Below are 22276 nucleotides of genomic sequence, written 5' to 3'. Positions count from 1 at the left end.
ACAGTGTGCAATCTCTTATGACTAAAAAAGTATCCACCAGAAATAACATTGGATGGATACTTTTTGCTTGCTAAAAATAACAATGGATTTGATGTTGGAGGAAAACTTGGCGGTAATCTTCTAAATCCTCAGGATGATAGGCTGGTACTTCCGCCATTTGGTAGTCTCGACCGAGAAGTTTGTATTTATTTTCACCGAATTGATGGAAAGGCAATAATTGGACTTCATTGATTTGTAACTGATTAAAGAGTTCTGAGAAGGCTTGGGCATCTTCTAAGGAATCATTGAAATTAGGAATGACAGGAATTCTCAAGACGATCTCTTTTCCTATTTCAAAGGCGTAATGAATGTTTTTGATAATCAGCTCATTGGCGACACCTGTCATTTTGCGGTGCCTCAGTTGGTTATAGTGCTTTAAGTCTGTGTAGATAAAATCCACATACTGTATCAGATCAACAAATTGCTCATGTTTAGCATAAGCTGTTGTTTCAATGGCAGTATGCAGGCCTTTTTCTTTTGCGGCTTTGAGAATGGCCTTTGCAAACTCATACTGGGCAAAAATTTCGCCACCTGATAAGGTTAGGCCTCCGCCTGATTCTTCATAAAAGTCCACATCTTTTAAGACCTCCTCGATGACCATGTCAACGGTCTTGACTTCACCAACGGTCTCATAGGTTTGACCATCTGCTTTAAGCATTTGCTCGGGTTGCTTTTTTTGTGATTCGGGATTAGCGCACCAGGGGCAACGCAGGGGACAGCCTTTTAAAAAGACGGTTGTCCGGATACCAGGGCCATCGTGGATACTAAAGTGCTGAATATTAAAAACCATACCTGATTCTGTCATCGTTCAAAATCCTTTCCTAATACTTTAATCATAGCAGATAAACGTAAATAAATCAATTACGTTCGTAAGTTACTTTCTTTTTTCATTTCCTGGGAAACCTGATATAATAGAAGATGAGGTGAATAATGAACAGATTAGAGAAAATCATTCAACTAGTTTCTGACCATAAACGTATTGATGTTAATAGTTTATCAAAAGGTTTAGGGGTTTCGAAAGTAACAATTCGAAAAGATTTAGATAAGTTAGAAAGTAAAGGGCTCTTGCATCGAGAACATGGTTATGCTGTCTTAAATAGTGGTGATGACTTAAATGTGCGCCTGTCCTACAACTACAATATTAAACGAAAGATAGCGGAAAAAGCCGCTGAATTGGTTCAAGATAATGAGACGATTATGATTGAGTCAGGTTCAACTTGTGCCTTATTGGCTGAGGTTCTTTGTCAGACTAAACGAAACATTAAAATCATTACCAATTCTTGTTTTATTGCCAATTTCCTGAGACAGTATGATTCCTGTCAGATTATTCTGCTGGGGGGTAATTATCAGCCTAATTCTGAGGTGACGGTTGGTCCTTTGCTGAAACAGATGGTTGATCTTTTTCATGTTGATCGGGTTTTTGCGGGAACCGATGGCTTTAGTCCTAAGATTGGTTTTATGTGTAAAGACATGATGCGTTGTGAAAGTGTGCAATACATGGCTGATGTGGCAGAAGAAATGATTATTCTGACTGATTCTAGCAAATTTTTAAAAGCTAGCTTGGTTCAGCAGCTCAGCCTTGACCGTGTGGGGCGTGTTATAACTGATCAAAACCTTGATAAAGAGAGTCAACAATTGCTAAACTCCTTTGGGATTATTTTAGACTATGTCTGATAGTGTGGGTGTCTATGATGAGAGAAGAAAAACGGCGCATGCTGGCTAAGCTGGCTTACTTGTTTTATGTTGAGGGGAAAAGTCAGACACAGATTGCTGAGGAGACGGGGATTTATCGTACAACTGTTAGTCGTATGCTGGCAAAGGCTAAAAAAGAGGGTGTCGTTCGCATTGAGATTGCGGATTATGATCCTAATTTGTTTGGTTTAGAAGAGTATGTTCGGCAAAAATATGGCTTGGAAAAAATTGATATTGTGCCAAATGATCCAGATGATAGCCTGGCCAGTACCCGCAGTAAGGTTGCTAGAACAGCAGCTGAAGTATTGCGTAATACTGTCAGAGATGGCGATAAAATTGGGGTTTCTTGGGGAGCAACCTTATCCAGCGTGATTGATGAGCTGGATCCCAAGTCCATGACTGGTATTTCTGTGTGTCCACTTGCAGGTGGGCCTAGCCATATTAATGTTCAGTTCCATGTTAATACCTTAGTTTATCGTCTGGCTCGGGTTTTTCGTGGGAAGAGCACCTTTATTAATGCTATGGCTGTACAGGAAAATAAGGAGCTCACTAGGGGAATATTACAGTCTAAATATTTTGAGAGGTTGTTAGAGAGTTGGAATCACCTTGATTTAGCTATCGTTGGAATCGGTGGTGAAGCTAATAGCGGTGAAGAAAGTCAATGGCTCGATTTGTTAACGGCTGCTGATTTTGAACAGTTAAAAAAGGAAGAGGCGGTAGGCGAAGTTTGTTGTCGTTTCTTTGATCAGTACGGCAATCCTGTTTACAGAGGTTTGCAGGAACGAACGATAGGTATTTCCCTCAAACAGTTGGAGCAGGTGCCAAAAACCTTGGCGGTTGCAAGGGGAAGTTATAAGGCAAAAGCCATCTTAGCAGCTCTAAAGGCGGGTTTTATTAACTATTTGGTAACGGATAAAGAGACCTTAATGCGTGTGTTAGAGCTAGATGGTGACACCGAAAATGTCAAACCCTTTTGCTAAAGAAGTAAATCCTAAGTCTTGATGCTAATCAGGACTTTTTTCTTGTGCAAAAGACTCCTTTATTCATACTTGTTAGCATTAGTATAGCCTTATATCTGCCCTGCTATTAGACATTTAGTGCTACTATAATGGATTATTAATCAATACTGCACAAAAGTGCACAAATAAAAAGATGGCACGATAGGCATTGACCCTAATGATAAAAATGCTAGAATAAAACTATAGACGAAAGGAAAACGGTTACAATTGCAACTGTGACACTTTCAAAAGAAAGCTACTACAAACTAAGGTAAGGAGATAAATCAATGGAGTTAATTGTACCTGATCAAATCATTATGGGTTTAATTTTAAATGCTGGAGATGCTAAGCAACATATTTATCAAGCGTTGAAGTTTGCAAAATCTAAGGACTATGAAAATAGTGAGCGTGAAATAGCACTTGCTGACGATGCCTTGCTGGAAGCACATAATTTGCAAACCCAGTTCTTAGCTCAGGAAGCTAGTGGCACAAAATCAGATATATCTGCCTTATTTGTCCACTCGCAAGATCACTTGATGACAACTATTACTGAAATTAATTTGATTAAAGAAATTATTGACCTTCGGAAAGAATTAGCAACTAAATAGGTTTGAAAATAACTAAAGGAGATAAAAAATGATTAAGATTGGATTGTTTTGTGCAGCAGGTTTTTCTACAGGGATGCTGGTTAATAATATGAAGGTAGCAGCTGAAAAAAGGGGAATAGACTGTCAGATAGATGCCTATTCTCAAGGAAAACTCGCCGATTATGCTCCTCAGATTGATGTCGCTCTTTTGGGTCCCCAAGTCTCTTACACTTTAGAAAGTTCAGAAGCTATTTGCCAAGAACATGGTATCCCAATTGCAGTTATCCCAATGGCTGATTACGGCATGTTAGATGGTGAAAAAGTGCTTGACTTAGCCTTGAGTCTTGTTAAAAGATAGGAGTCTATAATGGCCAAGATAAATACACAAAAAATAATTGCTCCGATCATGACCTTTGTTAATATGAAGGGAATTATTGCCCTCAAGGATGGGATGCTTGCTATCTTGCCCTTAACAGTAGTTGGGAGTCTCTTTCTGATTGTTGGTCAGATACCGTTTCAAGGGGTTAACCAAGCTATTGCAAAGGTATTTGGTGCTAACTGGACAGAACCGTTCATGCAAGTTTACTCTGGTACTTTTGCTATTATGGGCCTGATTTCCTGTTTTGCTATTGCCTATTCCTATGCTAAAAATGCTGGTGTTGAGCCATTGCCTGCGGGAGTTCTCTCATTATCTGCATTTTTTATCTTATTGAAATCATCTTATATTCCAGCCAAGGGAGAAGCCATTGCGGATGCCATCAGTAAGGTCTGGTTTGGTGGGCAGGGCATTATTGGTGCCATTCTCATTGGTCTCGTTGTTGGTGCTATATATACTGAATTTATCCGCCGACATATTGTCATAAAGATGCCTCCTCAAGTGCCACAAGCTATTTCCAAACAATTTGAAGCCATGATTCCGGCCTTTGTCATTTTTACCTTATCGATGCTCGTCTACATCGTTGCGAAAGCTGTTACGGGTGGCGGCACCTTTATTGAGATGATTTACTCAGTGATACAAGTTCCACTGCAAGGCCTCACAGGCTCTCTTTATGGGGCGGTTGGTATTGCCTTCTTTATCTCTTTCTTGTGGTGGTTTGGAGTGCATGGACAATCAGTGGTTAACGGAATTGTAACGGCCTTACTATTGTCGAACTTAGATGCTAATAAAGCCTTGCTAGCTGCAAATAAGTTGACCCTAGACAATGGTGCTCACATTGTGACTCAGCAATTTTTGGACTCCTTCTTAATTTTGTCAGGTTCAGGGATTACTTGTGGTTTAGTCATTGCCATGATAGTTGCTTCTAAATCAAAGCAGTATAAAGCTTTAGGTAAAGTTGCAGCATTTCCAGCACTCTTTAACGTTAATGAACCAGTCGTTTTTGGTTTTCCAATTGTCATGAATCCAGTCATGTTTTTACCTTTTATTCTGGTACCCGTTTTGGCAGCACTTCTAGTCTACGGTTCTATCGCAATCGGATTTATGCAACCATTTTCTGGTGTAACACTTCCTTGGTCAACTCCAGCAATCATATCCGGCTTTATGGTAGGTGGTTGGCAGGGCGCCTTTGTCCAAGTGGTTATTTTAGTCTTGTCTACCGTCATTTATTTCCCATTCTTTAAGATACAAGATAAGATTGCCTACCAAAATGAACTATCAGCTGAGAATCAAAATGGCTAAAAGGTTCCTTCGTTTCTCTTGAACCATCTCGTTTCTAGAGGTGGTTTTTACAATAAGGGAATGGATAAGATCTTTTATTTCTGCACAATCGTGCAAAACAAAATGAATCCCTTCTCTTATGATTAGAGGCTCTCAAAGCCCTCTGAATATGATATGATAGTTACGAAAGAAACATTTTTAATTACGAAAGAAAAGAGGAAATGCACATGACTGACTTGAAAGCCCCTTATTTTGGTAAACTTACTGATAGAATGAACAACTATCGTGAAGCAGTTTTAACGAAAAAACCATACATTGATGCAGAGCGTGCCATTCTTGTAACAGAAAGCTATCAAAAGCACATGGATAAACCTGCTAATCTTAAAAGAGCTTACATGTTACAAAATGTCTTGGAGAATATGACTATCTATATTGAAGATGATAGTTTGATTGCAGGTAACCAAGCTTCCTCCAATAAAGATGCCCCTATTTTCCCAGAATACACTTTAGATTTTGTGATTAAGGAATTAGATCTCTTTGAAAAACGAGATGGTGATGTCTTTTATATCACAGAAGAAACTAAAGAACAGTTAAGAGCTATTGCTCCTTTCTGGGAAAATAACAATTTACGGGCACGAGCTGGTGTGCTCCTTCCTAAAGAAGTTGATGTCTATATGGAGACAGGGTTCTTTGGCATGGAAGGGAAAATGAATTCTGGTGATGCGCACTTAGCCGTTAATTACCAGAAGGTACTTGAACAAGGGCTAGTTGGTTTTGAAAAACGTGCGCGCGAGGCAAAAGAAGCTCTTGATTTGACGATTCCAGAGAACATTTACAAGTACCATTTTTACGACTCTGTCTTTATTGTCATTGATGCCGTTAAAACCTATGCAAAACGGTATGCTGACTTAGCACGCCAATTGGCTCAGCAAGCTAATGCTGCTAGAAAAGAAGAATTATTGGAAATTGCTAGGATTTGTGATAAGGTACCCTACCACCCAGCAGAGACATTTGCTGAAGCGGTTCAATCTGTTTGGTTTATCCAGTGTATCCTTCAAATTGAATCAAACGGGCACTCCCTATCTTATGGCCGCTTTGACCAATATATGTATCCCTATGTTAAAGCGGATTTAGAAGCAGGACGTGAAACGGAAGACTCTATTGTGGAACGCTTGACTAACCTTTGGATTAAGACTTTAACGATCAATAAGGTTCGTAGTCAATCCCATACCTTCTCATCAGCAGGTAGTCCTCTTTATCAAAATGTCACTATTGGTGGGCAAACTAGAGATAAGAAAGATGCTGTTAACCCGCTTTCTTACATGGTATTGCGCAGTGTTGCCCAAACAAAACTTCCTCAGCCTAACCTAACTGTTCGTTATCATAAAGGGTTAGATAAGGACTTTATGAACGACTGTATTGAGGTTATGAAGCTTGGTTTTGGTATGCCAGCCTTTAATAATGACGAAATTATCATTCCATCCTTTATCAAAAAAGGTGTCTTAGAAGCTGATGCTTATGATTATTCAGCTATTGGCTGTGTGGAAACAGCAGTGCCAGGTAAATGGGGTTACCGTTGTACCGGTATGAGTTATATTAATTTCCCTAAAATTTTACTTATTACTATGAATGATGGCATTGACCCATCATCTGGCAAACGCTTTGCCAAGGGCCATGGGCATTTTAAAGACATGACTTCCTACCAAGAGTTGAAAACAGCATTTGATGAAACCTTAAGAGAAATCACTCGTATGAGTGTTATTGTTGAAAATGCTATTGACCTCGGTTTAGAAGCAGAAGTGCCAGATATTCTCTGCTCAGCCTTAACGGATGATTGTATTGGTCGTGGTAAGACCTTGAAAGAAGGCGGAGCCGTTTATGATTTTATCTCAGGTTTACAAGTTGGTATCGCCAACCTGTCTGACTCCCTAGCTGCGCTGAAAAAATTAGTCTTCGAAGAAAACAAGTTAAGCACGAAAGAACTATGGCATGCTTTGGAAACTGACTTTGCTGGTGATCGAGGAGAAGAAATCCGACAAATGCTTATCAATGATGCACCAAAATATGGCAATGATGATGACTACGCTGATCAGCTTGTTGTTGAAGCCTATGATACTTACATCGATGAAATCGCTAAGTACCCTAATACACGATACAATCGTGGTCCAATTGGAGGTATTCGTTATTCAGGCACATCGTCCATTTCTGCTAACGTTGGTCAAGGTAAAGGCACCCTGGCAACACCAGATGGTAGGCATGCCGGTACTCCTTTAGCAGAAGGATGCTCTCCAGAGCACAGCATGGACAAGAAAGGCCCAACCTCTGTACTTAAATCCGTTTCAAAATTACCGACGGAAGAAATTGTCGGTGGGGTTCTCTTAAACCAGAAAGTTAACCCTCAGACACTAGCCAAAGAAGAAGATAAATTGAAATTAGAGGCCTTATTAAGAACATTCTTCAATCGTCTTCACGGCTACCACATTCAATACAATGTTGTCTCACGCGAGACTTTGATTGATGCTCAAAAAAATCCTGAAAAACACCGTGATTTGATTGTCCGTGTGGCAGGTTATTCAGCCTTCTTTAATGTGCTATCTAAAGCGACTCAAGATGACATTATAGAAAGAACAGAACATACACTATAGGAGTAAATGACACCATGGAATATATGTTAGACACTTTAAACTTAGATGAGATTAAAAAGTGGAGTCGGATTTTACCACTAGCTGGGGTAACCTCCAATCCAACCATTGCCAAAAAAGAAGGAGCTATTGACTTTTTTGAACGCATTCGTGAGGTGCGAGCTATTATTGGCGATGAGGCTTCTATTCATGTTCAGGTTGTAGCTCAAGACTATGATGGTATTTTGAAGGACGCAGAGGAAATTCGAAAACACTGTGGGGACTCAATATATGTTAAGGTTCCAGTGACCAAAGAAGGTTTAGCTGCAATTAAAACCCTAAAAGCAGAAGGTTACCATATTACGGCAACGGCTATTTATACGACTTTCCAAGGTCTGCTAGCAATAGCAGCTGGTGCGGACTATCTCGCACCTTACTATAACCGCATGGAAAACCTTAATATTGACCCTGCAATTGTGATTGGACAACTTGCTGAAGCTATTGATCGTGACTTCTCAGAAAGTAAAATTTTAGCGGCAAGCTTTAAAAATGTAGGTCAGGTTAATCAGGCCTTTGCCCAAGGGGCCCAAGCTATTACAGCTGGTCCAGATGTCTTTGAAGCTGGCTTTGCGATGCCGTCAATTCAAAAAGCAGTTGATGATTTTGGCAAAGACTGGGTTGATAATTATGGTAAGGAGATGATTTAACTAACAGCTAAAGTTACCATTGGATGATTATCCCTAAGTTGAACAAAACTTAAAAGATGCCATGAATGCTATTACGTAGAAATGAGGAGTTATCATGAAAATTTTTGCAAGTCCATCACGCTATATTCAAGGGAAAAACGCTCTATTTGAAAATCATAAAGCTATTTTAAAACTTGGTACTAAACCAATCTTACTTTGTGATGATACCGTTTATCAGATTGTTGGTAAGGATTTTGAAGATTACCTTCACAGACAAGGCATACTTGCAAACCGCGTCCATTTTAATGGCGAGGCGTCTGACAATGAAATTAAACGTGTGGTTTCAATTGCTGAGGAGCACGCTAATGATTTGATTATTGGACTGGGCGGAGGTAAAACGATTGATAGTGCCAAAGCTATCTCAGATGAGCTAGGTGTCCCAGTTGTCATTGCGCCTACGGTAGCTTCTACAGATGCTCCAACGTCTGCCTTATCTGTTATTTATACGGATGAAGGTGCTTTCGAAAAATATATTTTTTATGCTAAGAATCCTGATTTAGTTATTGTTGATACACAGGTTATTTGCCAAGCACCAAAGAGACTTTTGGCCTCTGGTATCGCAGATGGTTTGGCAACTTGGGTAGAAGCAAGAGCAGTCTTGCAAAAAAATGGTGAGACCATGGCTGGGGGTCACCAGTCTTTAGCTGGTATTGCTATTGCTAAAGCTTGTGAGGAAACCCTTTTTGCAGATGGTTTGCAAGCTATGGCTAGTTGTGAGCAGAAGATTGTGACAAAGGCTTTGGATAATGTTGTCGAAGCAAATACCTTACTCAGTGGTTTAGGTTTTGAGAGTGCCGGCCTAGCAGCAGCCCATGCTATCCATAATGGCTTTACAGCCTTGGAAGGAGATATTCACCATCTGACACACGGTGAAAAAGTTGCTTATGGTACCTTGACCCAACTCTTCTTAGAAAATCGTCCTAAAGAAGAGATTGACAAGTACATTCACTTCTACCAAGCAATTGGTATGCCAACCAGTCTAAAAGAAATGCATCTAGATAATGCTAGCTATGAAGACCTCTTAAAAGTTGGCCAGCAAGCAACCATAGCTGGTGAAACAATCCATCAGATGCCATTTGTTATTAGCGCGGACGATGTTGCTGCAGCCCTTCTTGCAGTAGATGCCTATGTTAAAAAACTGACTAACTAGAAGGTAATTCTTAAAATGAGGATAGCAAAAATGACCCTGATTGTCAGGGTTATTTTTATTTAGAAGAAAGAATAAGTAAAATCACTAATAAGGTGCTAAATAATTAGCTATTTTTTTCAAATTGTCTGAGAAGGTCATATTCAGGTCATAATTCTATTTTATACTTGCTTTATTAGAAAAAGGAGCAAGATGTATGAAAGTAGCATGGAAAGAACTGACTTATCAGCCTAAGAAATATCTTTTAATTGAATTTTTAATTGTGATTATGATTTTTATGGTGGTCTTTTTAACGGGTTTGACCAATGGTTTAGGTCGCGCTGTTAGTGCGCAGATTGAAAACTATGGCAAGGTTAATTATTTAATATCGGAGGACTCCGAAGATATCATTAGCTTCTCCCATTTTTCTGATCAAACCTTAAAAGAGATAAAAAACCAAACTAAGCAAAAAGTAGCTGGGCTGGCTATCCAAAGAGCTAGTCTCAAAAAGAGTTCAGATTCAGATACGATTGATGTGACTTACTTTGTTGTTGAAGATAGTGCCTTGGTTAATCCTGAAGTGGTATCAGGTCATAAGCTATCAACAAGCAAAGATCAGATTATTCTAGATCAGTCCTTTAAGTCTCACGGCATTAAGCTGGGTGATAAAATCCTTGATAGTAGCAGTAAGCATTCACTTGAGGTGGTTGGCTTTGCTAAAGATGCCATGTATGGTCACAGTGCAGTTGCTTTTATGAGACCTCAAACCTTTGTAAGTCTCAAAAAAGCAAGCATGCCTGGTTATAAATGGCAACCCCAAGCCTTTGTTTCTCAAAAGACATTCAAGGAAAAGGCTCTTCCTAAGCAAGTGAGTCAATTAGGACAAAAGGCACTTATTGAGAAAATTCCTGGTTATCAAGCAGAGCATTTGACTTTAACCATGATTACCTGGGTTTTACTAGTGGCTTCTTCAGCAATCCTTGGTGTGTTCTTTTATATTTTAACTTTGCAGAAATTAAAACAATTTGGTGTCCTCAAAGCAATTGGTATGTCTATGAGTCGCATTTCGTTGATTCAGATGGGACAAATTACCATGCTTTCCCTCATAGGTGTCGGTATTGGCCTTGGCCTAGCAACTTGTCTAGCGCAGGTCTTACCGGCTAGTATGCCTTTCTATCTGAAATGGGATCATGTCTTACTAGTAGTGATAAGCTTTATCCTTATCTCAATGATTTGTGGTGCGCTGTCCCTATTGAAAGTTAGAAAAGTTGATCCTTTGGAAGTGATTGGTGGAAATGGAGAGTAAGATGGCATTATTAGAATTAGCACATATCAGTAAAAGTTTTCAAGATGGAGATGGTCGTCGCACCATTTTAAATGACCTTAGTCTAAGTATTCAAGAGAATGAATTCGTGGCTATTTTAGGTCCTTCAGGCTCTGGTAAATCAACCCTTTTGTCTATCGCTGGGCTTCTTTTGTCAGCTGATTCTGGCTCTATTACAATTGCTGGTCAGGATTTGTCTCATTTGAAGCAGCAGCAATGGACTAAAAAGCGTCAAGAATTACTAGGCTTTATTTTTCAGGATCACCAGCTTTTGCCTTTTATGTCCATTAAAGACCAACTATTAATGGTAGCTAAAATGAAGGGTAGTCGGGACAAGAAAGAGATGACAGCAGAAGTTACTCGTCTTCTAGAGGAGTTAGATATTCTTAACTGCCAAGATAAATACCCTAGTCATATGTCTGGGGGGCAAAAGCAGAGGGCTGCTATTGCGCGAGCTTTTATTGGAAATCCTAAGCTGATCCTCGCTGATGAGCCAACAGCTAGTTTAGATCCCCAAAGGGGACAGGACATTGCTAGACTTATCCAAGAGGAAGTGAAAAGCAAGCAGAAAGCTGCTTTGATGGTGACCCATGACCACGCTATTTTGGATTTGGTGGATAAGGTATACCAGCTCAAAAATGGCCAGTTGGTTCAAGCTTAAGTATTTTAGATGTGGTATAATTGGGAACAAAGGAGAGGGGCATGTTTACTATTTTAGTTGCTGAAGACGACCGGTCACTCAATAAAATTATCACGACTAAACTCAAGCAGAACCATTTTACTGTCTATCCGGTTTTTAATGGACAGGAAGCTTTAGATGTCATGGAAGAGCATAGGGTTGATGTAGTCATTACCGATATTATGATGCCTGTTTTGGACGGTTATGGTTTATTAAAGTTGTTGAGAGAAAGCGGTGATAAGACGCCCGTTTTAATGATTACAGCCAAATCACAATTTGAGTCCTTAGAAGAAGCCTTTCGCTTGGAGGTTGATGACTATTTGGTGAAGCCTATCAGGTTGCCAGAATTACTCTTACGTGTTCAAGCCTTACTTCGACGAGCAGGCTTAGAAGCGGAGCAAAAATTAGTCTTTGCCCACACGCAATTGGACTATGCTCAGTTAACTATGACTGATTTAGTAAACCAAACATCTCTCCAATTGCCGCCCAAGGAGTTTTATTTGCTCTATAAGCTTTTAAGTCGACCGGAGAAAGTGTTTACGCGACTAGATTTATTAGATGATATTTGGGGAATGGAAGATGACAAAGACGAACGACTGGTAGATGCCTGTGTTAAAAGGCTTCGGCAGAAATGCAAGGGTAATCCTGACTTTGATATTTTAGCAGTTCGTGGACTTGGCTATAAAGGGAGATTGACAAATGGCAAAAGCTAAACAATTACAGTGGTCTCTACGATCTTATTTCGTTGTTTTATTTATTGGGATTCTCTTTGTCACTTGCCTGTCTGGTCTTCTTGTTGTCTATGCTTTAAGGACTGGTTTACAACTTGAAGGGCACTTACTTTTTTGGATTACAATTTATACAGGTGTGATTCTTTTGCTTGGTAGCTTCATTATGTGGCAGGGGTCGATTCATCTAACACGCCCTATCCAGGATTTGAATCAAGCTGTTAAAGCGGTAGCTCAAGGGAACTTTGATTATCAGATTGTCCGTAAAACCTACCCTAAAGATACAGCTCCCTACCATAACGAAATTGATCAGCTCTCTCAAAACGTTAATCAGATGGCTCAAGACTTGAAGAATTTGGCGCAGTTACGTCAAGATTTTATCTCAAATGTTTCCCATGAGTTGAAAACGCCAGTGGCTTCTTTGGTGGGGTTGAGTGATTTATTGGTTGATTCTGATTTAAGCAAGGAGGATCAGGCCGAGCTATTAGCATTAATGCAGTCTGAAACCTTGAGGCTGAGCCGTCTTTGCGATGATATTTTGAATTTATCACGCTTAGATCGTCAAAATCAGCTTCGCATTGAGAAGGTGAGAGTAGATGAACAAATTAGGCACAGTCTGATTCTGTTAAAAGAAAAGTGGAAAGAAAAAGAGATCCACATTGATTTTCAGGCTCTTCCTTTATTGTGGGGAACGGATCCTGATTTAAGTATGCAAGTCTGGCTGAACTTACTTGATAATGCTATTAAATATTCAGGAAAGCAGGTTAACCTGACAATTATTATGCAAGAAGAACAAAATGGCCTCTCTCTTACTTTCCGAGATAAGGGGATAGGTATTGCTTCTGATAAATTAAGGTATATTTTTGACCAGTTTTATCAGATTGACCACTCCCATAGTCAAGAAGGAAGCGGTCTTGGTTTGGCTATTGTCAAGCGCATTGTGACCTTACTTAAGGGCCAATTAGAGGTGGTCAGTCAAGAAGGCGAAGGAACACAAGTTAGCCTTTATCTTCCAAGGTTGGTTGATTAAAAAAAACCTAACTTAGAAAAACGACTAAGTTAGGGTTTTAAGGTGACTTTATTGTTGATTAGCAATGGCACTTTTATCGGGATCATTGTGAGCAATACGACTGGCTGCCGCTGCGGCAATAGCACAGACGATATCATCTAAGAAAGTATGACAGGATTTGCCGTCTTTGCGATTTAAGCGGGCAATAATTCCCGGTTTTGTCTTGTCTAAATAGCCGTAATTGGTAAAGCCAATGGAGCCATAAAGGTTCACGATAGACAAGGCTAAGATTTCGTCAATACCATAGAGGCCCTCGTCAGTGCTTAGAATATCAAGTAGGGGCTGTGTTAGCTGTTTTTGCTCGGCTAGTTTATCCAGCTCAACACCGGTGATAATAGCATTTTGCACCTCACGTTTTTTTAATACAGCTGTAACATTTTCTGAACATTCGTCAATGGTTAGATTTGGGATGTAGTTATTTTGTAGGGACATGACTAGTTCTGCAATGTCCTCAAGTTTAACACCACGTTCGGTTAATAGTTGGGAAGCTACTTCTTTTAACTGTGTATCACTTTTCATGCAAAACTCCTATTTTATTTCTATTATAACATAGCAGGTAGATGTTACTACTTTTACCTTTTTGGTACAATCATGTCTCCAAAAGGTTAAAAGGAAAAAAAGTTGGACTTCAAAAAACACAAATATAGCAATATAAGCTATAATAGACTATTGTAGGAAGTAGCTCTAATTGTCAGAAAAGGGGAGTTATCCCCCTTTATCCAATCCTGACTTTTAAAAGTTGATTGCCTAAAAAAATGATATTTTAAAAGCTTAAAAAATTTGATATATCTGTGTAGAATGGATGTCATGAGGTAAAAAATTGTATGGAAAATAAAGTTCTGCAGGAGTACATCTCAAAGAGAATACGACTGCTGCGATTGAATAAAGGCTTGACCCAGGAACAACTGGAAGAAAAAGCTGATCTTGGGACCAATTATGTTTATAAATTGGAAAACCAATCCACCAATGTAAAAGTTAAAACTTTAGAAAAGGTAATGAAGGCATTAGAAGTTGATTTCGAAGAATTTTTTGATATTAGTTTAGTAGAAAAAAATGAAGATTTATCAGAGTTACTCGTGCAAATCAAAGAACTTTCCTCTGGTCAACAAGATAGAGTTATCAAAGCTCTGTCTACTTTAGTTGGAGAGATAAAAGGTGAGAAATAAGCCTCAGTCGCAATAGATATTCCATGAGAAATCATGGTTTTTTTCTTTACTTCTCATTTAACACTGTTTAATATTCAGAAAATAACACTTTGTCGTCCAGCTATGGTAAAATAGGTTAAAGATAGGAGAGCGCTATGGAAAAATTTTGCCAATCTTGTGCCATGCCTTTAATGGCTCAAAATCAAGACCTCCGTGGTTATCATGCTGATGGCACAAGGTCAGAGGACTATTGTTACCTTTGCTACCTGAATGGACATTTCACAGAAGCTGACATCACTTTTGAGCAAATGCTTGCTAAAGGCAAAGCAGGTATTCAATCAAGTCCAGGAAATCCCTTAGTTAAATGGCTAATGTTGGTAAGCTATCCTATAATCTTGAAAAAAGTGAAAAGATGGCGTCGGTAGTCATTTACTTTAAAAGTCCTGATTTATATCCCTTTACTCATCATTTTAGGATAGAAGTTGCCCAACTCATAGTGACAAAACAAGTTCCCGAAAGAGGAACTTGTTTTCTTAAATGTTTTCTGCTACTAAAATATCTGCTGCGACGGTAATTTCACGGATAGTGTCCATCTTGATTTGCTGAGTATTAACATTAAAAAAGAGTGGGGTCATTTGAACAAAGTCAGCTAAATCTTCTTGCTTGATGGGATAGGTATGACTATGGTGACTGATATGGTAATCTGGAAAAGCTTGGGCGAAATGACTAATAACGCTCTGGTTGGAATAGTCTTTAGAAGCGATGTGACTAGCAGCAACCTGACGTAATTCATTAAGGTGCTCACTAGCTGTGACCACTTTGATTATTTTTCCCTCAGGTTTCAAGACCCTTTGAAATTCTTGGTAATGGGCGGGAGAAAAAATATCTAATATGACGTCTACACTTTGGTCTGCTAAGGGTAATTTAGCTAAATCGCCGACAAACCAAGTGACACGTTTTTGGAGATCTTTTTTAGCAGCTAAGAGAATGGAGTCCTTAGAAAGGTCAAAAGCTAAGATTTGGCGGCTAGTTTCTTGCGCTAGTGCGCGTGCATAGTAGCCCTCACCACAAGCGACATCAAGAAGGGTAATAGGTCTATCAGGCTGTAAATAGCTATTAATTGCTTGTAACAGATGATTATAATAGCCAGCTTCTAAAATATGGCTACGCCTGATAAAGGACTCCTTGTTGTAATGAGGATCTTTTTTGGTATTGAGCAGGAGATTGGCATAGCCTTGTTTAGCTAAATCAAAGGTGTGCCTCTTAGGGCAGATGAGACTGCGCTGAGCTAATTGGAAGGCGCTATGGCAAATTGGACAAGTAAAGAGGCCAACGGTTTGAGTAAATGCGGGCATGGGGCTTCCTTTCTGTTTCAATAAAACTGACTCTATTATACACTAATTCATACTTGTAGGGAGTTCCTTTACAGCCGCTAGCTTTATCTAACTGTCATCATTTGGAATGATTAGCTGTGGGTAAGGACTGTCGGACTAAGTGTTATTGGCTGATTCACTTGCTACAATGATTAGTAACACGTTTACCAAAAAATACCAGAATTGGGTTTGACGCTTTTGTTAATCCTGTTTACTTGTCTTGAAATGAACTGAGGCATTTGCTATCATGAAAATCATTTCGGTCGTGAGAGACACCCTTACTAGATTAATGTGGAAGTAGGATGGCTTCATTTTGGTAAGCGTTTTCTATATAATAAGAATAGAGTCTGATGGGAGGACCAATGAATAATAGACAAAAAGATTTAGCTATAACCCTATTAGAACAAAATAGTTTTGTGAGTGCTGCTCAATTAGCAAAAAACTATCAGGTTTCCACCAAAACCATTTACTCAGATTTAAAAGAGCTTGACGACATTTTTTTAGCTCATCATCTCTTTTTAACGAAAGTTCCTCGACACGGCATTCTTATCAAAGGAGAGGACTCTCACAAGGTTAAGTTACTTGCCAACTTAAGAAGTCAAAATGAATTAAGTATCAATCATAAGGACTATTCTGAACGTGAAGCCTGCTACCTTTACAAACTCATTTTGGAGTCAGATAAACAGTCTATTTTAGATTTAGCTTTGTCCTTCTTTGTGAGTGAAACTTCTGTTAGACGGGACTTGGAAAAACTAGAGCACTATTTATTGGAAAATAATTTGTGTTTATCTAAACGATTTGGAGATGTTCGGATTAAAGGGAGTGAGAAAGCTATTCGTCACTTTTACCGGACCTATCTCATTTCTCACTATCAGTTAATGTCTCCTCAGGAAGATATCAAAAAGACTCTCTCTTCTATCTTTCCCATAAAACAGGTGACTGATATTTGTGACATGGTTGCCAAATCCACCTCCTTATATGCCTTCTCAATTCCTAGTCATTTGGAGATTTATCTCATTTTAGATCTTCTAATAGCTAGTCATCGCATTAGAAGACAGCACTATCTAGAGGAAACCAGTATAGAAGAAGAGTTGAAGTCTTTTGAAGTTTATCCTTTAGCTAGTGAATTGTTGAGCCAAGCCTTGTCCTTACCAATTGAGAGGTTGCCAGATCAGGATATTAAAGCTATTTGCTTAACGATTTTGTCGCTAGGTTACGTCACTATTCCAGATGATAAACATGAGTTTCATATTTTGACCAACCATTTAATTCAGAAGGTTAGTGAACTGTCTGGAATTGATTTCCAAGCTGATCAGTACCTTTATGAAAAGATTGCCAACCATATGCGACCAATGATTTATCGTTTGAAAAATGGTATTCGGTTGGAAAATCAGACCACTGAAGAAATCAAAAAACGTTACTCAATCCTCTTCAATATTGTATGGTTAGCCACTAAGACAGTGGCAGATAATTATCAGATTGCCTTTTTAGATTCGGAAATAGCATTTTTGACCATTTATTTCCAAATTGCTGTTGAAAAAATTGAAAAGCCCTTATTAATTTATGTTATTTGCCCTCATGGCTTAGCCACTTCTGAACTCATTGTCAATGCCCTTAAACGGGTGATTTCTCCTTATGACTATCTCAAAAAGATCGATTATACTCAGATTACAACCCATGAAGCAAGAAAGGCAGACATTATTATTAGCTCGGTGGAATTAAGTCATATCAAGGAAGCTTATATACTAGTCAGTCCGGTTCTTAGTCAATTGGAGATGGAAAAAATACGAGATGTCTATTACTCCATGGTTAATGGGAACAGAAAGACCCTTTCCGTTATCAATAACCCTGATCTTGTGAATCAGTCGCTGATCTCAGATCTAATAGGACAGCGTATCTATTTACATCAAGATTGCCAATCGCTGGAAGAATGCATTGCATATCTTGTAGAAGATAAGGACACTAACTGTAATTACTCCTCAGCATATCGAGAGTCTATCATGCAACGGGAGTCCCTAGGAAGCACTAGTGTCTATACTGGGATTGCTCTGCCGCATGCCAGTCCGGATACTGTCGAAGTGTCACAATTAAGCCTTCTAACTCTAAAGAACCCTATTCAATGGGGAGCAAATCAGGTAAGGGTAGTGATGCTAATTGCTATTAAAGGTGGAGAAGAGGAAGTCTATAAAGATGCTCTTATTCATATCTATTCGAAAATTGATAACCAAAATTTTATTAGAAAATTAGCGAACGCTAAAACTAAGGATGATTTTATGTGTGTATTACTAGGAAAGGAAGCCTAAAGAATGGATGAGAATTTAATATTTTTACAGGTTTCAGGTATAGAAACGGCAGAAGAAGCCTTGACTTATCTGGGAAACCGTCTTCAAGAACAGCAGTTTGTTAAAGATACATTTGTTCCGGCAATTATTGAGCGTGAAAATGTTTTTCCAACGGGCCTGCAATTTGAAGATTACGGGGTTGCTCTGCCTCATACCGATGCTCAACATGTCACTCAGACGCAGGTAGCATTAATGACTTTAGAAAAGCCAGTTACTTTTACGCAAATGGCAAGTAAGGATCAAGAAGTTGCTGTTCAGTTAATCGTCATGTTAGCTATTAAGGAAGCCCATTCACAGTTGGAAATGTTACAAACATTGATGGGAGTATTGCAAGATAGAGACTTGGTTCATCGCATTTTAGCTTGTCATGCTAACCAGCAAGGTCAAGTATTAGAGTTGTTATCATCACATCACATATTATAGGAGGCTGTCATGTTTGATATCTTACAAAAGTTTATTGATTTAGGCGCAATCGTCGTTCTCCCCATCTTAATCTTCATTTTTGGGCTTTTATTAGGAACCCCTGCCCGAAAAGCTTTCAATGCGGGTGTTACAGTGGGGATTGGTTTTGTCGGTTTGAACTTAGTGGTTGAACTGCTATCAGGAAGCTTGGGTAAGGCTGCCCAAGCAATGGTTGAACGTTTTGGTTTGCAATTAACAACGCTTGATGTGGGTTGGCCAGCAGCGGCAGCTATTTCTTATGGTACGCTATTAGGGAGTTTAGCCATTCCGATTGGAATAGCAGTTAATATTTTGCTTCTATTTATCGGTTGGACCAAAACCCTCATGGTTGATATGTGGAATTTTTGGCATGCGGCCTTCGTAGCATCTTTGGTTTATGCAGTGACTCATGATTTTGCTTTAGGTCTTTATGCTATGATTGCTTATCAGGTAATGATTTACCTGTTAGCAGATATTATTGCACCAGCAATTAAGAAATTTTATGGTTTTCCAAATATTACTTTCCCCCACGGAACATCGGCACCAGGTTTTCTTGTGGCTATCCCTTTAAATTGGATTTTTGATCGTATCCCTGGTTTCAATAAAATTCAAGCTGATCCTGAGACTATTCAAAAGAAATTTGGCATTTTTGGCGAAAGCACTGTTATGGGCTTAATGATTGGTCTAGTTATTGGTATATTAGCGGGTTATAACCTTCAAGGGGTTTCCCAATTAGCTGTGAAGACAGCTGCTGTCATGCTCTTAATGCCGCGTATGGTTTCTATTTTGATGGAAGGTTTGTCACCTATTTCAGAAGCTGCCAACAGCTTTGTGCAAAAACGCTTCCCTGGTCGGGAAGTAAATATCGGGATGGACTCCGCCTTATCAGTAGGTCACCCAGCTGTTCTTTCAAGTTCTTTAATTCTTGTTCCTATCACAATCTTACTTGCTGTTATTCTACCTGGTAACAAGACCTTACCATTTGGTGATTTAGCTACTATTCCATTTGTTGTTTGTTTGATGGCAGCTGTGTTTAGAGGTAATATCATCAGAACTGTTATTGGTGGTTCATTGTACATGATCTCTATTTTATATATTACATCTTGGGCGGCACCCCTTGTAACGGCATCTGCAAAAGCTGCTAAGTTTAATCTTGATGGTCATTCTAGCATTACAGCTATGGCAGAGGGAGGGCTTTGGCCAACAGGTCTCTTCATTTTTGCGGCCAATCATTTACCATGGCTGATCATTAGCCTTGTCTTATTAGTTTCCTTAGCTGGGCTATTTTATGTCAATAAAACGACGAAGACGAAAGAAACAAAAGAGGTTTAATTATGAAAAAATTACTAGTTATGTGTGGTTCTGGAATTGCAACATCAACAGTTGTTATGGGAAAAGTCAAAACCTGGCTAGAAGAAAATGGTTATGATAAGAATGTTAAGCTTTATCAATCCAAAATTGCTGAAGAAGTTAATCACATTGACGATTATGATATTGTTATTTCAACGACGGTTGTTCCAGAAAGTGTTCAAGATAAGGTGATTATGGGATTGCCTTTGTTAACAGGAATTGGTGCAGATGCTCTGTGGGAAGAGGTTAAAAAAGAAATCGAGGCATAAGATGAAAGTAAGTATGTCAGCCCTTTTGAAAGAGGCAAAGAGGCAACATTTTGCGATACCAGCCATGAACTTCATTGATTTTTCAAGTGCAAAGGCTTATTTAGAAGCTAGTCAAGAAAAGGGGTTACCTCTTATCCTTGCCTTTGCTCAGACGCATAATGATTGGCTGGCTTTAGAGGACGCGGCCATGATAGGACGTTATGTCCAAGAAAAAGCCACTACGCCTGTAGTCTTACATTTAGATCATGGTCAAGATTTGGCTTTTATTAAAAGAGCTATTCATCTAGGTTTTAATTCGGTGATGATTGATGCTTCCTTGCAGACTTTTGATGAGAATGTTAATCTAACGAGAGAGGTTGTGGACTATGCCCATGCCAGAGGTGTTGATGTCGAAGCAGAAATAGGTTTTGTTGGAGCTAATGACAATTTAGAAAATCATGAGGTTGTGGAATCTATCTATACAAGTTTAGAGGACGCGCAAGCCTTCTATCAAAAGACCCATGTTGATAGCTTAGCTATTTCTATTGGTACGGCTCATGGTATTTATAGTGGAGTTCCTAAAATTCATTTTGAAAGGTTAACGCAAATTGCTAGTCAGCTTCCGATCCCTCTCGTTTTACATGGAGGCTCTTCCTCGGGTGATGCTAATTTGAAGAAATGTGCGCGTGAAGGTATGGCCAAAATCAATATTTTTTCTGATGTTATTACTGCGGCCTTTGCCTATCAACAAAAGCACCAGATCAAAGACTATCCAAGCTTACAACAAGGAATGCAAAGGGCAATGAAAGAAGTTCTACTACATTATTACGATGTTTTTGAGACCAAGGAGGTTTTGAGCGATGAAAGCAAGTGTCAATTCTAATTTTTTCGTCTTTAATCCCAAATCTTATCTCTACGGGCAGGAACTTTTAGACCTGGCACTAGCAGCAGAACAATTAGTTGATCAAGATGTCAGCATTTTTATTACCGCTCCATACACTGATTTAGGACAATTGGCTGAGCATACAGAGCAGCTTATCGTGACAGCTCAGCACTTAGACGGGATCTCTCCTGGGAGAGGAATGGGCGCGGTCTTACCAGATTCCTTGATTAATGTTGGTGTCAAAGCAGTTTTCTTAAATCATGCGGAACACCCTATGACTTTGAGCCAGCTTACCAGAGCTTTAACTATTTGCCAGGAAAAAGGGCTTATTTCTATTGTCTGTGCAGACTCTGTTGAAGAAGCCCGTGCAATAGCAGTCTTAAAGCCAGATATTATCTTGTGTGAGCCAACAGAGCTGATTGGGACAGGAAAAACAAGTGGTAACGACTATATTGAAGAAACGAATAAAGCTATCAAAGAACTTCACCCAGAATGCCTGGTTATGCAAGCGGCAGGTATCAGTAGCGCTGGAGATGTTTACCAGACCATATTAGCAGGCGCGGACGGAACAGGTTGTACGAGTGGCATTGTTAAAGCTGAAAATCCAAAACAGATGCTCATGGATATGGTTAAAGCTGTCAAAACAGCAATTCAAGAAAGGTAGGCAAGAATGACGGTTTATCAGACTCAATTTAGGCTTAATACTTACGCACAACGCGATTCTTATTTTGATGTGACGCCTCAAGTGAGGACTGCTCTAGCAGAGAGTTGTATTCAAAATGGAATGGTCTATGTAACAACACCTCACACAACTTGTGCCATTTTCTTTGAGGAATGGACACATGATAGTGACATGAATGGAGATGACTTTCTTAATTTAGACTTATCAAAAGCCTTGGAGAGAATTTTTCCCCCACATACGTCGTCAGAAACCTATCATTATCCTGGGGAAGCTCATTACCAGGCTGTAGAATCCTGGCCCCACCCAGAGCAATGGCTACCAGGGGGAGATCGTAGAGCCTTATGGAACGCTGACGCCCATCTTAAAGCCAGCCTGATTGGAGCAAGTGAGATGATTCCAATAAGTCAAAATAGCTTAGCAGTCGGCAAGACAGGTTACATTTATTTTGTTGATTTTGATAGAACACGTGAAAGGGAACGGTGTGTTCAGGTAACAATCATAGGAGAGTAAAAAGTAAATTGGGCTTCAATTTACTTTTTCTTTGTG

The 22276-nt window shown here is 39.3% G+C and carries 24 protein-coding genes; 21 read left to right on the top strand and 3 right to left on the bottom strand.

The genetic code is table 11. From position 1 onward, the window contains the following. Nucleotides 1-70 precede the first annotated feature (70 nt). Nucleotides 71-844, bottom strand: coding sequence for a glycyl-radical enzyme activating protein (locus STRPS_RS03825; RefSeq protein WP_007895279.1), 774 nt, complete (start codon nucleotides 842-844; stop codon nucleotides 71-73). Between the two features lie 125 nt (nucleotides 845-969). On the opposite strand from STRPS_RS03825, the gene STRPS_RS03820 reads away from it, so the two are divergent. The 12 genes from STRPS_RS03820 to STRPS_RS03765 all read left to right on the top strand — a co-directional run bounded on the left by STRPS_RS03820 (nucleotide 970) and on the right by STRPS_RS03765 (nucleotide 13227). After that, a complete protein-coding gene (locus STRPS_RS03820) occupies nucleotides 970-1713 on the top strand; it encodes a DeoR/GlpR family DNA-binding transcription regulator (RefSeq protein ID WP_007895519.1) in 744 nt (247 codons plus the stop codon). A 17-nt stretch (nucleotides 1714-1730) separates the two neighbouring features. Continuing rightward, nucleotides 1731-2711 carry a sugar-binding transcriptional regulator gene (locus STRPS_RS03815; RefSeq protein ID WP_037598908.1) on the top strand — a complete coding sequence of 327 codons (981 nt, stop codon included), beginning with the start codon at nucleotides 1731-1733 and terminating at the stop codon, nucleotides 2709-2711. 305 nt (nucleotides 2712-3016) lie between these two features. Next, nucleotides 3017-3337 carry a PTS lactose/cellobiose transporter subunit IIA gene (locus STRPS_RS03810; protein ID WP_007895481.1) on the top strand — a complete coding sequence of 107 codons (321 nt, stop codon included), beginning with the start codon at nucleotides 3017-3019 and terminating at the stop codon, nucleotides 3335-3337. A 28-nt stretch (nucleotides 3338-3365) separates the two neighbouring features. After that, nucleotides 3366-3674 carry a PTS sugar transporter subunit IIB gene (locus STRPS_RS03805; RefSeq protein WP_007895647.1) on the top strand — a complete coding sequence of 103 codons (309 nt, stop codon included), beginning with the start codon at nucleotides 3366-3368 and terminating at the stop codon, nucleotides 3672-3674. 9 nt (nucleotides 3675-3683) lie between these two features. Then, on the top strand, nucleotides 3684-4994 hold the full coding sequence (locus tag STRPS_RS03800; protein WP_007895460.1) for a PTS sugar transporter subunit IIC: 1311 nt from the start codon (nucleotides 3684-3686) through the stop codon (nucleotides 4992-4994). Between the two features lie 206 nt (nucleotides 4995-5200). After that, the gene (locus STRPS_RS03795) at nucleotides 5201-7618 is read left to right on the top strand and encodes a glycyl radical protein (RefSeq protein WP_007895312.1); all 2418 of its coding nucleotides are present in this window, start codon (nucleotides 5201-5203) and stop codon (nucleotides 7616-7618) included. Nucleotides 7619-7632: 14 nt separating this feature from the next. Continuing rightward, nucleotides 7633-8301, top strand: coding sequence for a fructose-6-phosphate aldolase (locus tag STRPS_RS03790; RefSeq protein WP_007895417.1), 669 nt, complete (start codon nucleotides 7633-7635; stop codon nucleotides 8299-8301). Nucleotides 8302-8395: 94 nt separating this feature from the next. Continuing rightward, entirely contained in the window at nucleotides 8396-9490 is a 1095-nt protein-coding gene (locus STRPS_RS03785) for a glycerol dehydrogenase (protein WP_007895618.1), read from the top strand. Nucleotides 9491-9683: 193 nt separating this feature from the next. Beyond that, nucleotides 9684-10772: an ABC transporter permease gene (locus STRPS_RS03780; protein ID WP_007895374.1), complete on the top strand. Its 1089-nt coding sequence runs from the start codon at nucleotides 9684-9686 to the stop codon at nucleotides 10770-10772. Nucleotide 10773: 1 nt separating this feature from the next. Continuing rightward, nucleotides 10774-11451, top strand: coding sequence for an ABC transporter ATP-binding protein (locus STRPS_RS03775; protein WP_007895661.1), 678 nt, complete (start codon nucleotides 10774-10776; stop codon nucleotides 11449-11451). Between the two features lie 41 nt (nucleotides 11452-11492). Beyond that, nucleotides 11493-12182: a response regulator transcription factor gene (locus tag STRPS_RS03770; protein WP_007895349.1), complete on the top strand. Its 690-nt coding sequence runs from the start codon at nucleotides 11493-11495 to the stop codon at nucleotides 12180-12182. Continuing rightward, on the top strand, nucleotides 12169-13227 hold the full coding sequence (locus tag STRPS_RS03765; protein ID WP_007895278.1) for a sensor histidine kinase: 1059 nt from the start codon (nucleotides 12169-12171) through the stop codon (nucleotides 13225-13227). Before STRPS_RS03770 ends, STRPS_RS03765 begins: the two co-directional genes overlap by 14 nt. 48 nt (nucleotides 13228-13275) lie before the next feature. Here STRPS_RS03765 and STRPS_RS03760 read toward each other — a convergent pair whose 3' ends face one another. Then, complete coding sequence (locus tag STRPS_RS03760; RefSeq protein WP_007895432.1) at nucleotides 13276-13785, bottom strand: phosphatidylglycerophosphatase A family protein; 510 nt, start codon at nucleotides 13783-13785, stop codon at nucleotides 13276-13278. Between the two features lie 305 nt (nucleotides 13786-14090). Between STRPS_RS03760 and STRPS_RS03755 the strand changes: the two genes are divergently transcribed. Both STRPS_RS03755 and STRPS_RS03750 read left to right on the top strand, forming a co-directional pair. Further along, on the top strand, nucleotides 14091-14432 hold the full coding sequence (locus STRPS_RS03755) for a helix-turn-helix domain-containing protein (protein ID WP_003084853.1): 342 nt from the start codon (nucleotides 14091-14093) through the stop codon (nucleotides 14430-14432). 134 nt (nucleotides 14433-14566) lie between these two features. Beyond that, nucleotides 14567-14836, top strand: coding sequence for a zinc ribbon domain-containing protein (locus STRPS_RS03750; protein ID WP_007895435.1), 270 nt, complete (start codon nucleotides 14567-14569; stop codon nucleotides 14834-14836). 108 nt (nucleotides 14837-14944) lie between these two features. Here the strand turns inward: STRPS_RS03750 and STRPS_RS03745 are convergent, their stop codons facing one another. Continuing rightward, nucleotides 14945-15766, bottom strand: a complete 822-nt coding sequence (locus tag STRPS_RS03745) for a methyltransferase domain-containing protein (RefSeq protein WP_007895469.1) — start codon at nucleotides 15764-15766, stop codon at nucleotides 14945-14947. 380 nt (nucleotides 15767-16146) lie between these two features. Here STRPS_RS03745 and STRPS_RS03740 point away from each other — a divergent pair, with 380 nt between their 5' ends. The 7 genes from STRPS_RS03740 to STRPS_RS03710 are packed head-to-tail and all read left to right on the top strand — an operon-like array spanning nucleotide 16147 to nucleotide 22240. Continuing rightward, on the top strand, nucleotides 16147-18087 hold the full coding sequence (locus tag STRPS_RS03740) for a BglG family transcription antiterminator (RefSeq protein ID WP_007895628.1): 1941 nt from the start codon (nucleotides 16147-16149) through the stop codon (nucleotides 18085-18087). A gap of 3 nt (nucleotides 18088-18090) precedes the next feature. Next, on the top strand, nucleotides 18091-18549 hold the full coding sequence (locus STRPS_RS03735; RefSeq protein ID WP_007895411.1) for a PTS sugar transporter subunit IIA: 459 nt from the start codon (nucleotides 18091-18093) through the stop codon (nucleotides 18547-18549). Nucleotides 18550-18558: 9 nt separating this feature from the next. Beyond that, nucleotides 18559-19899, top strand: a complete 1341-nt coding sequence (locus tag STRPS_RS03730) for a PTS galactitol transporter subunit IIC (RefSeq protein ID WP_007895683.1) — start codon at nucleotides 18559-18561, stop codon at nucleotides 19897-19899. Between the two features lie 2 nt (nucleotides 19900-19901). After that, entirely contained in the window at nucleotides 19902-20186 is a 285-nt protein-coding gene (locus STRPS_RS03725; protein WP_007895419.1) for a PTS sugar transporter subunit IIB, read from the top strand. Between the two features lies 1 nt (nucleotide 20187). Beyond that, a complete protein-coding gene (locus STRPS_RS03720) occupies nucleotides 20188-21048 on the top strand; it encodes a class II fructose-bisphosphate aldolase (protein ID WP_050784976.1) in 861 nt (286 codons plus the stop codon). Continuing rightward, on the top strand, nucleotides 21026-21712 hold the full coding sequence (locus STRPS_RS03715) for a triose-phosphate isomerase (protein WP_007895336.1): 687 nt from the start codon (nucleotides 21026-21028) through the stop codon (nucleotides 21710-21712). The genes STRPS_RS03720 and STRPS_RS03715 overlap by 23 nt, the downstream gene beginning before the upstream one ends. A 6-nt stretch (nucleotides 21713-21718) precedes the next feature. Next, nucleotides 21719-22240 (top strand): YjbQ family protein, encoded by a 522-nt coding sequence (locus STRPS_RS03710; protein WP_007895387.1) that lies wholly within the window; start codon nucleotides 21719-21721, stop codon nucleotides 22238-22240. Nucleotides 22241-22276 lie beyond the last annotated feature (36 nt).

This window comes from Streptococcus pseudoporcinus LQ 940-04, from assembly GCF_000188035.1.
Taxonomy (GTDB): domain Bacteria; phylum Bacillota; class Bacilli; order Lactobacillales; family Streptococcaceae; genus Streptococcus; species Streptococcus pseudoporcinus.
This window is presented reverse-complemented; position numbering and strand designations above follow the sequence as displayed.

What these genes read in the sequence shown, in the direction of transcription:
- STRPS_RS03825 (WP_007895279.1), bottom strand. Translation starts at nt 844, where the DNA reads ATGACAGAATCAGGTATGGTTTTTAATATTCAGCACTTTAGTATCCAC.
- STRPS_RS03820 (WP_007895519.1), top strand. Translation starts at nt 970, where the DNA reads ATGAACAGATTAGAGAAAATCATTCAACTAGTTTCTGACCATAAACGT.
- STRPS_RS03815 (WP_037598908.1), top strand. Translation starts at nt 1,731, where the DNA reads ATGAGAGAAGAAAAACGGCGCATGCTGGCTAAGCTGGCTTACTTGTTT.
- STRPS_RS03810 (WP_007895481.1), top strand. Translation starts at nt 3,017, where the DNA reads ATGGAGTTAATTGTACCTGATCAAATCATTATGGGTTTAATTTTAAAT.
- STRPS_RS03805 (WP_007895647.1), top strand. Translation starts at nt 3,366, where the DNA reads ATGATTAAGATTGGATTGTTTTGTGCAGCAGGTTTTTCTACAGGGATG.
- STRPS_RS03800 (WP_007895460.1), top strand. Translation starts at nt 3,684, where the DNA reads ATGGCCAAGATAAATACACAAAAAATAATTGCTCCGATCATGACCTTT.
- STRPS_RS03795 (WP_007895312.1), top strand. Translation starts at nt 5,201, where the DNA reads ATGACTGACTTGAAAGCCCCTTATTTTGGTAAACTTACTGATAGAATG.
- STRPS_RS03790 (WP_007895417.1), top strand. Translation starts at nt 7,633, where the DNA reads ATGGAATATATGTTAGACACTTTAAACTTAGATGAGATTAAAAAGTGG.
- STRPS_RS03785 (WP_007895618.1), top strand. Translation starts at nt 8,396, where the DNA reads ATGAAAATTTTTGCAAGTCCATCACGCTATATTCAAGGGAAAAACGCT.
- STRPS_RS03780 (WP_007895374.1), top strand. Translation starts at nt 9,684, where the DNA reads ATGAAAGTAGCATGGAAAGAACTGACTTATCAGCCTAAGAAATATCTT.
- STRPS_RS03775 (WP_007895661.1), top strand. Translation starts at nt 10,774, where the DNA reads ATGGCATTATTAGAATTAGCACATATCAGTAAAAGTTTTCAAGATGGA.
- STRPS_RS03770 (WP_007895349.1), top strand. Translation starts at nt 11,493, where the DNA reads ATGTTTACTATTTTAGTTGCTGAAGACGACCGGTCACTCAATAAAATT.
- STRPS_RS03765 (WP_007895278.1), top strand. Translation starts at nt 12,169, where the DNA reads ATGGCAAAAGCTAAACAATTACAGTGGTCTCTACGATCTTATTTCGTT.
- STRPS_RS03760 (WP_007895432.1), bottom strand. Translation starts at nt 13,785, where the DNA reads ATGAAAAGTGATACACAGTTAAAAGAAGTAGCTTCCCAACTATTAACC.
- STRPS_RS03755 (WP_003084853.1), top strand. Translation starts at nt 14,091, where the DNA reads ATGGAAAATAAAGTTCTGCAGGAGTACATCTCAAAGAGAATACGACTG.
- STRPS_RS03750 (WP_007895435.1), top strand. Translation starts at nt 14,567, where the DNA reads ATGGAAAAATTTTGCCAATCTTGTGCCATGCCTTTAATGGCTCAAAAT.
- STRPS_RS03745 (WP_007895469.1), bottom strand. Translation starts at nt 15,766, where the DNA reads ATGCCCGCATTTACTCAAACCGTTGGCCTCTTTACTTGTCCAATTTGC.
- STRPS_RS03740 (WP_007895628.1), top strand. Translation starts at nt 16,147, where the DNA reads ATGAATAATAGACAAAAAGATTTAGCTATAACCCTATTAGAACAAAAT.
- STRPS_RS03735 (WP_007895411.1), top strand. Translation starts at nt 18,091, where the DNA reads ATGGATGAGAATTTAATATTTTTACAGGTTTCAGGTATAGAAACGGCA.
- STRPS_RS03730 (WP_007895683.1), top strand. Translation starts at nt 18,559, where the DNA reads ATGTTTGATATCTTACAAAAGTTTATTGATTTAGGCGCAATCGTCGTT.
- STRPS_RS03725 (WP_007895419.1), top strand. Translation starts at nt 19,902, where the DNA reads ATGAAAAAATTACTAGTTATGTGTGGTTCTGGAATTGCAACATCAACA.
- STRPS_RS03720 (WP_050784976.1), top strand. Translation starts at nt 20,188, where the DNA reads ATGAAAGTAAGTATGTCAGCCCTTTTGAAAGAGGCAAAGAGGCAACAT.
- STRPS_RS03715 (WP_007895336.1), top strand. Translation starts at nt 21,026, where the DNA reads ATGAAAGCAAGTGTCAATTCTAATTTTTTCGTCTTTAATCCCAAATCT.
- STRPS_RS03710 (WP_007895387.1), top strand. Translation starts at nt 21,719, where the DNA reads ATGACGGTTTATCAGACTCAATTTAGGCTTAATACTTACGCACAACGC.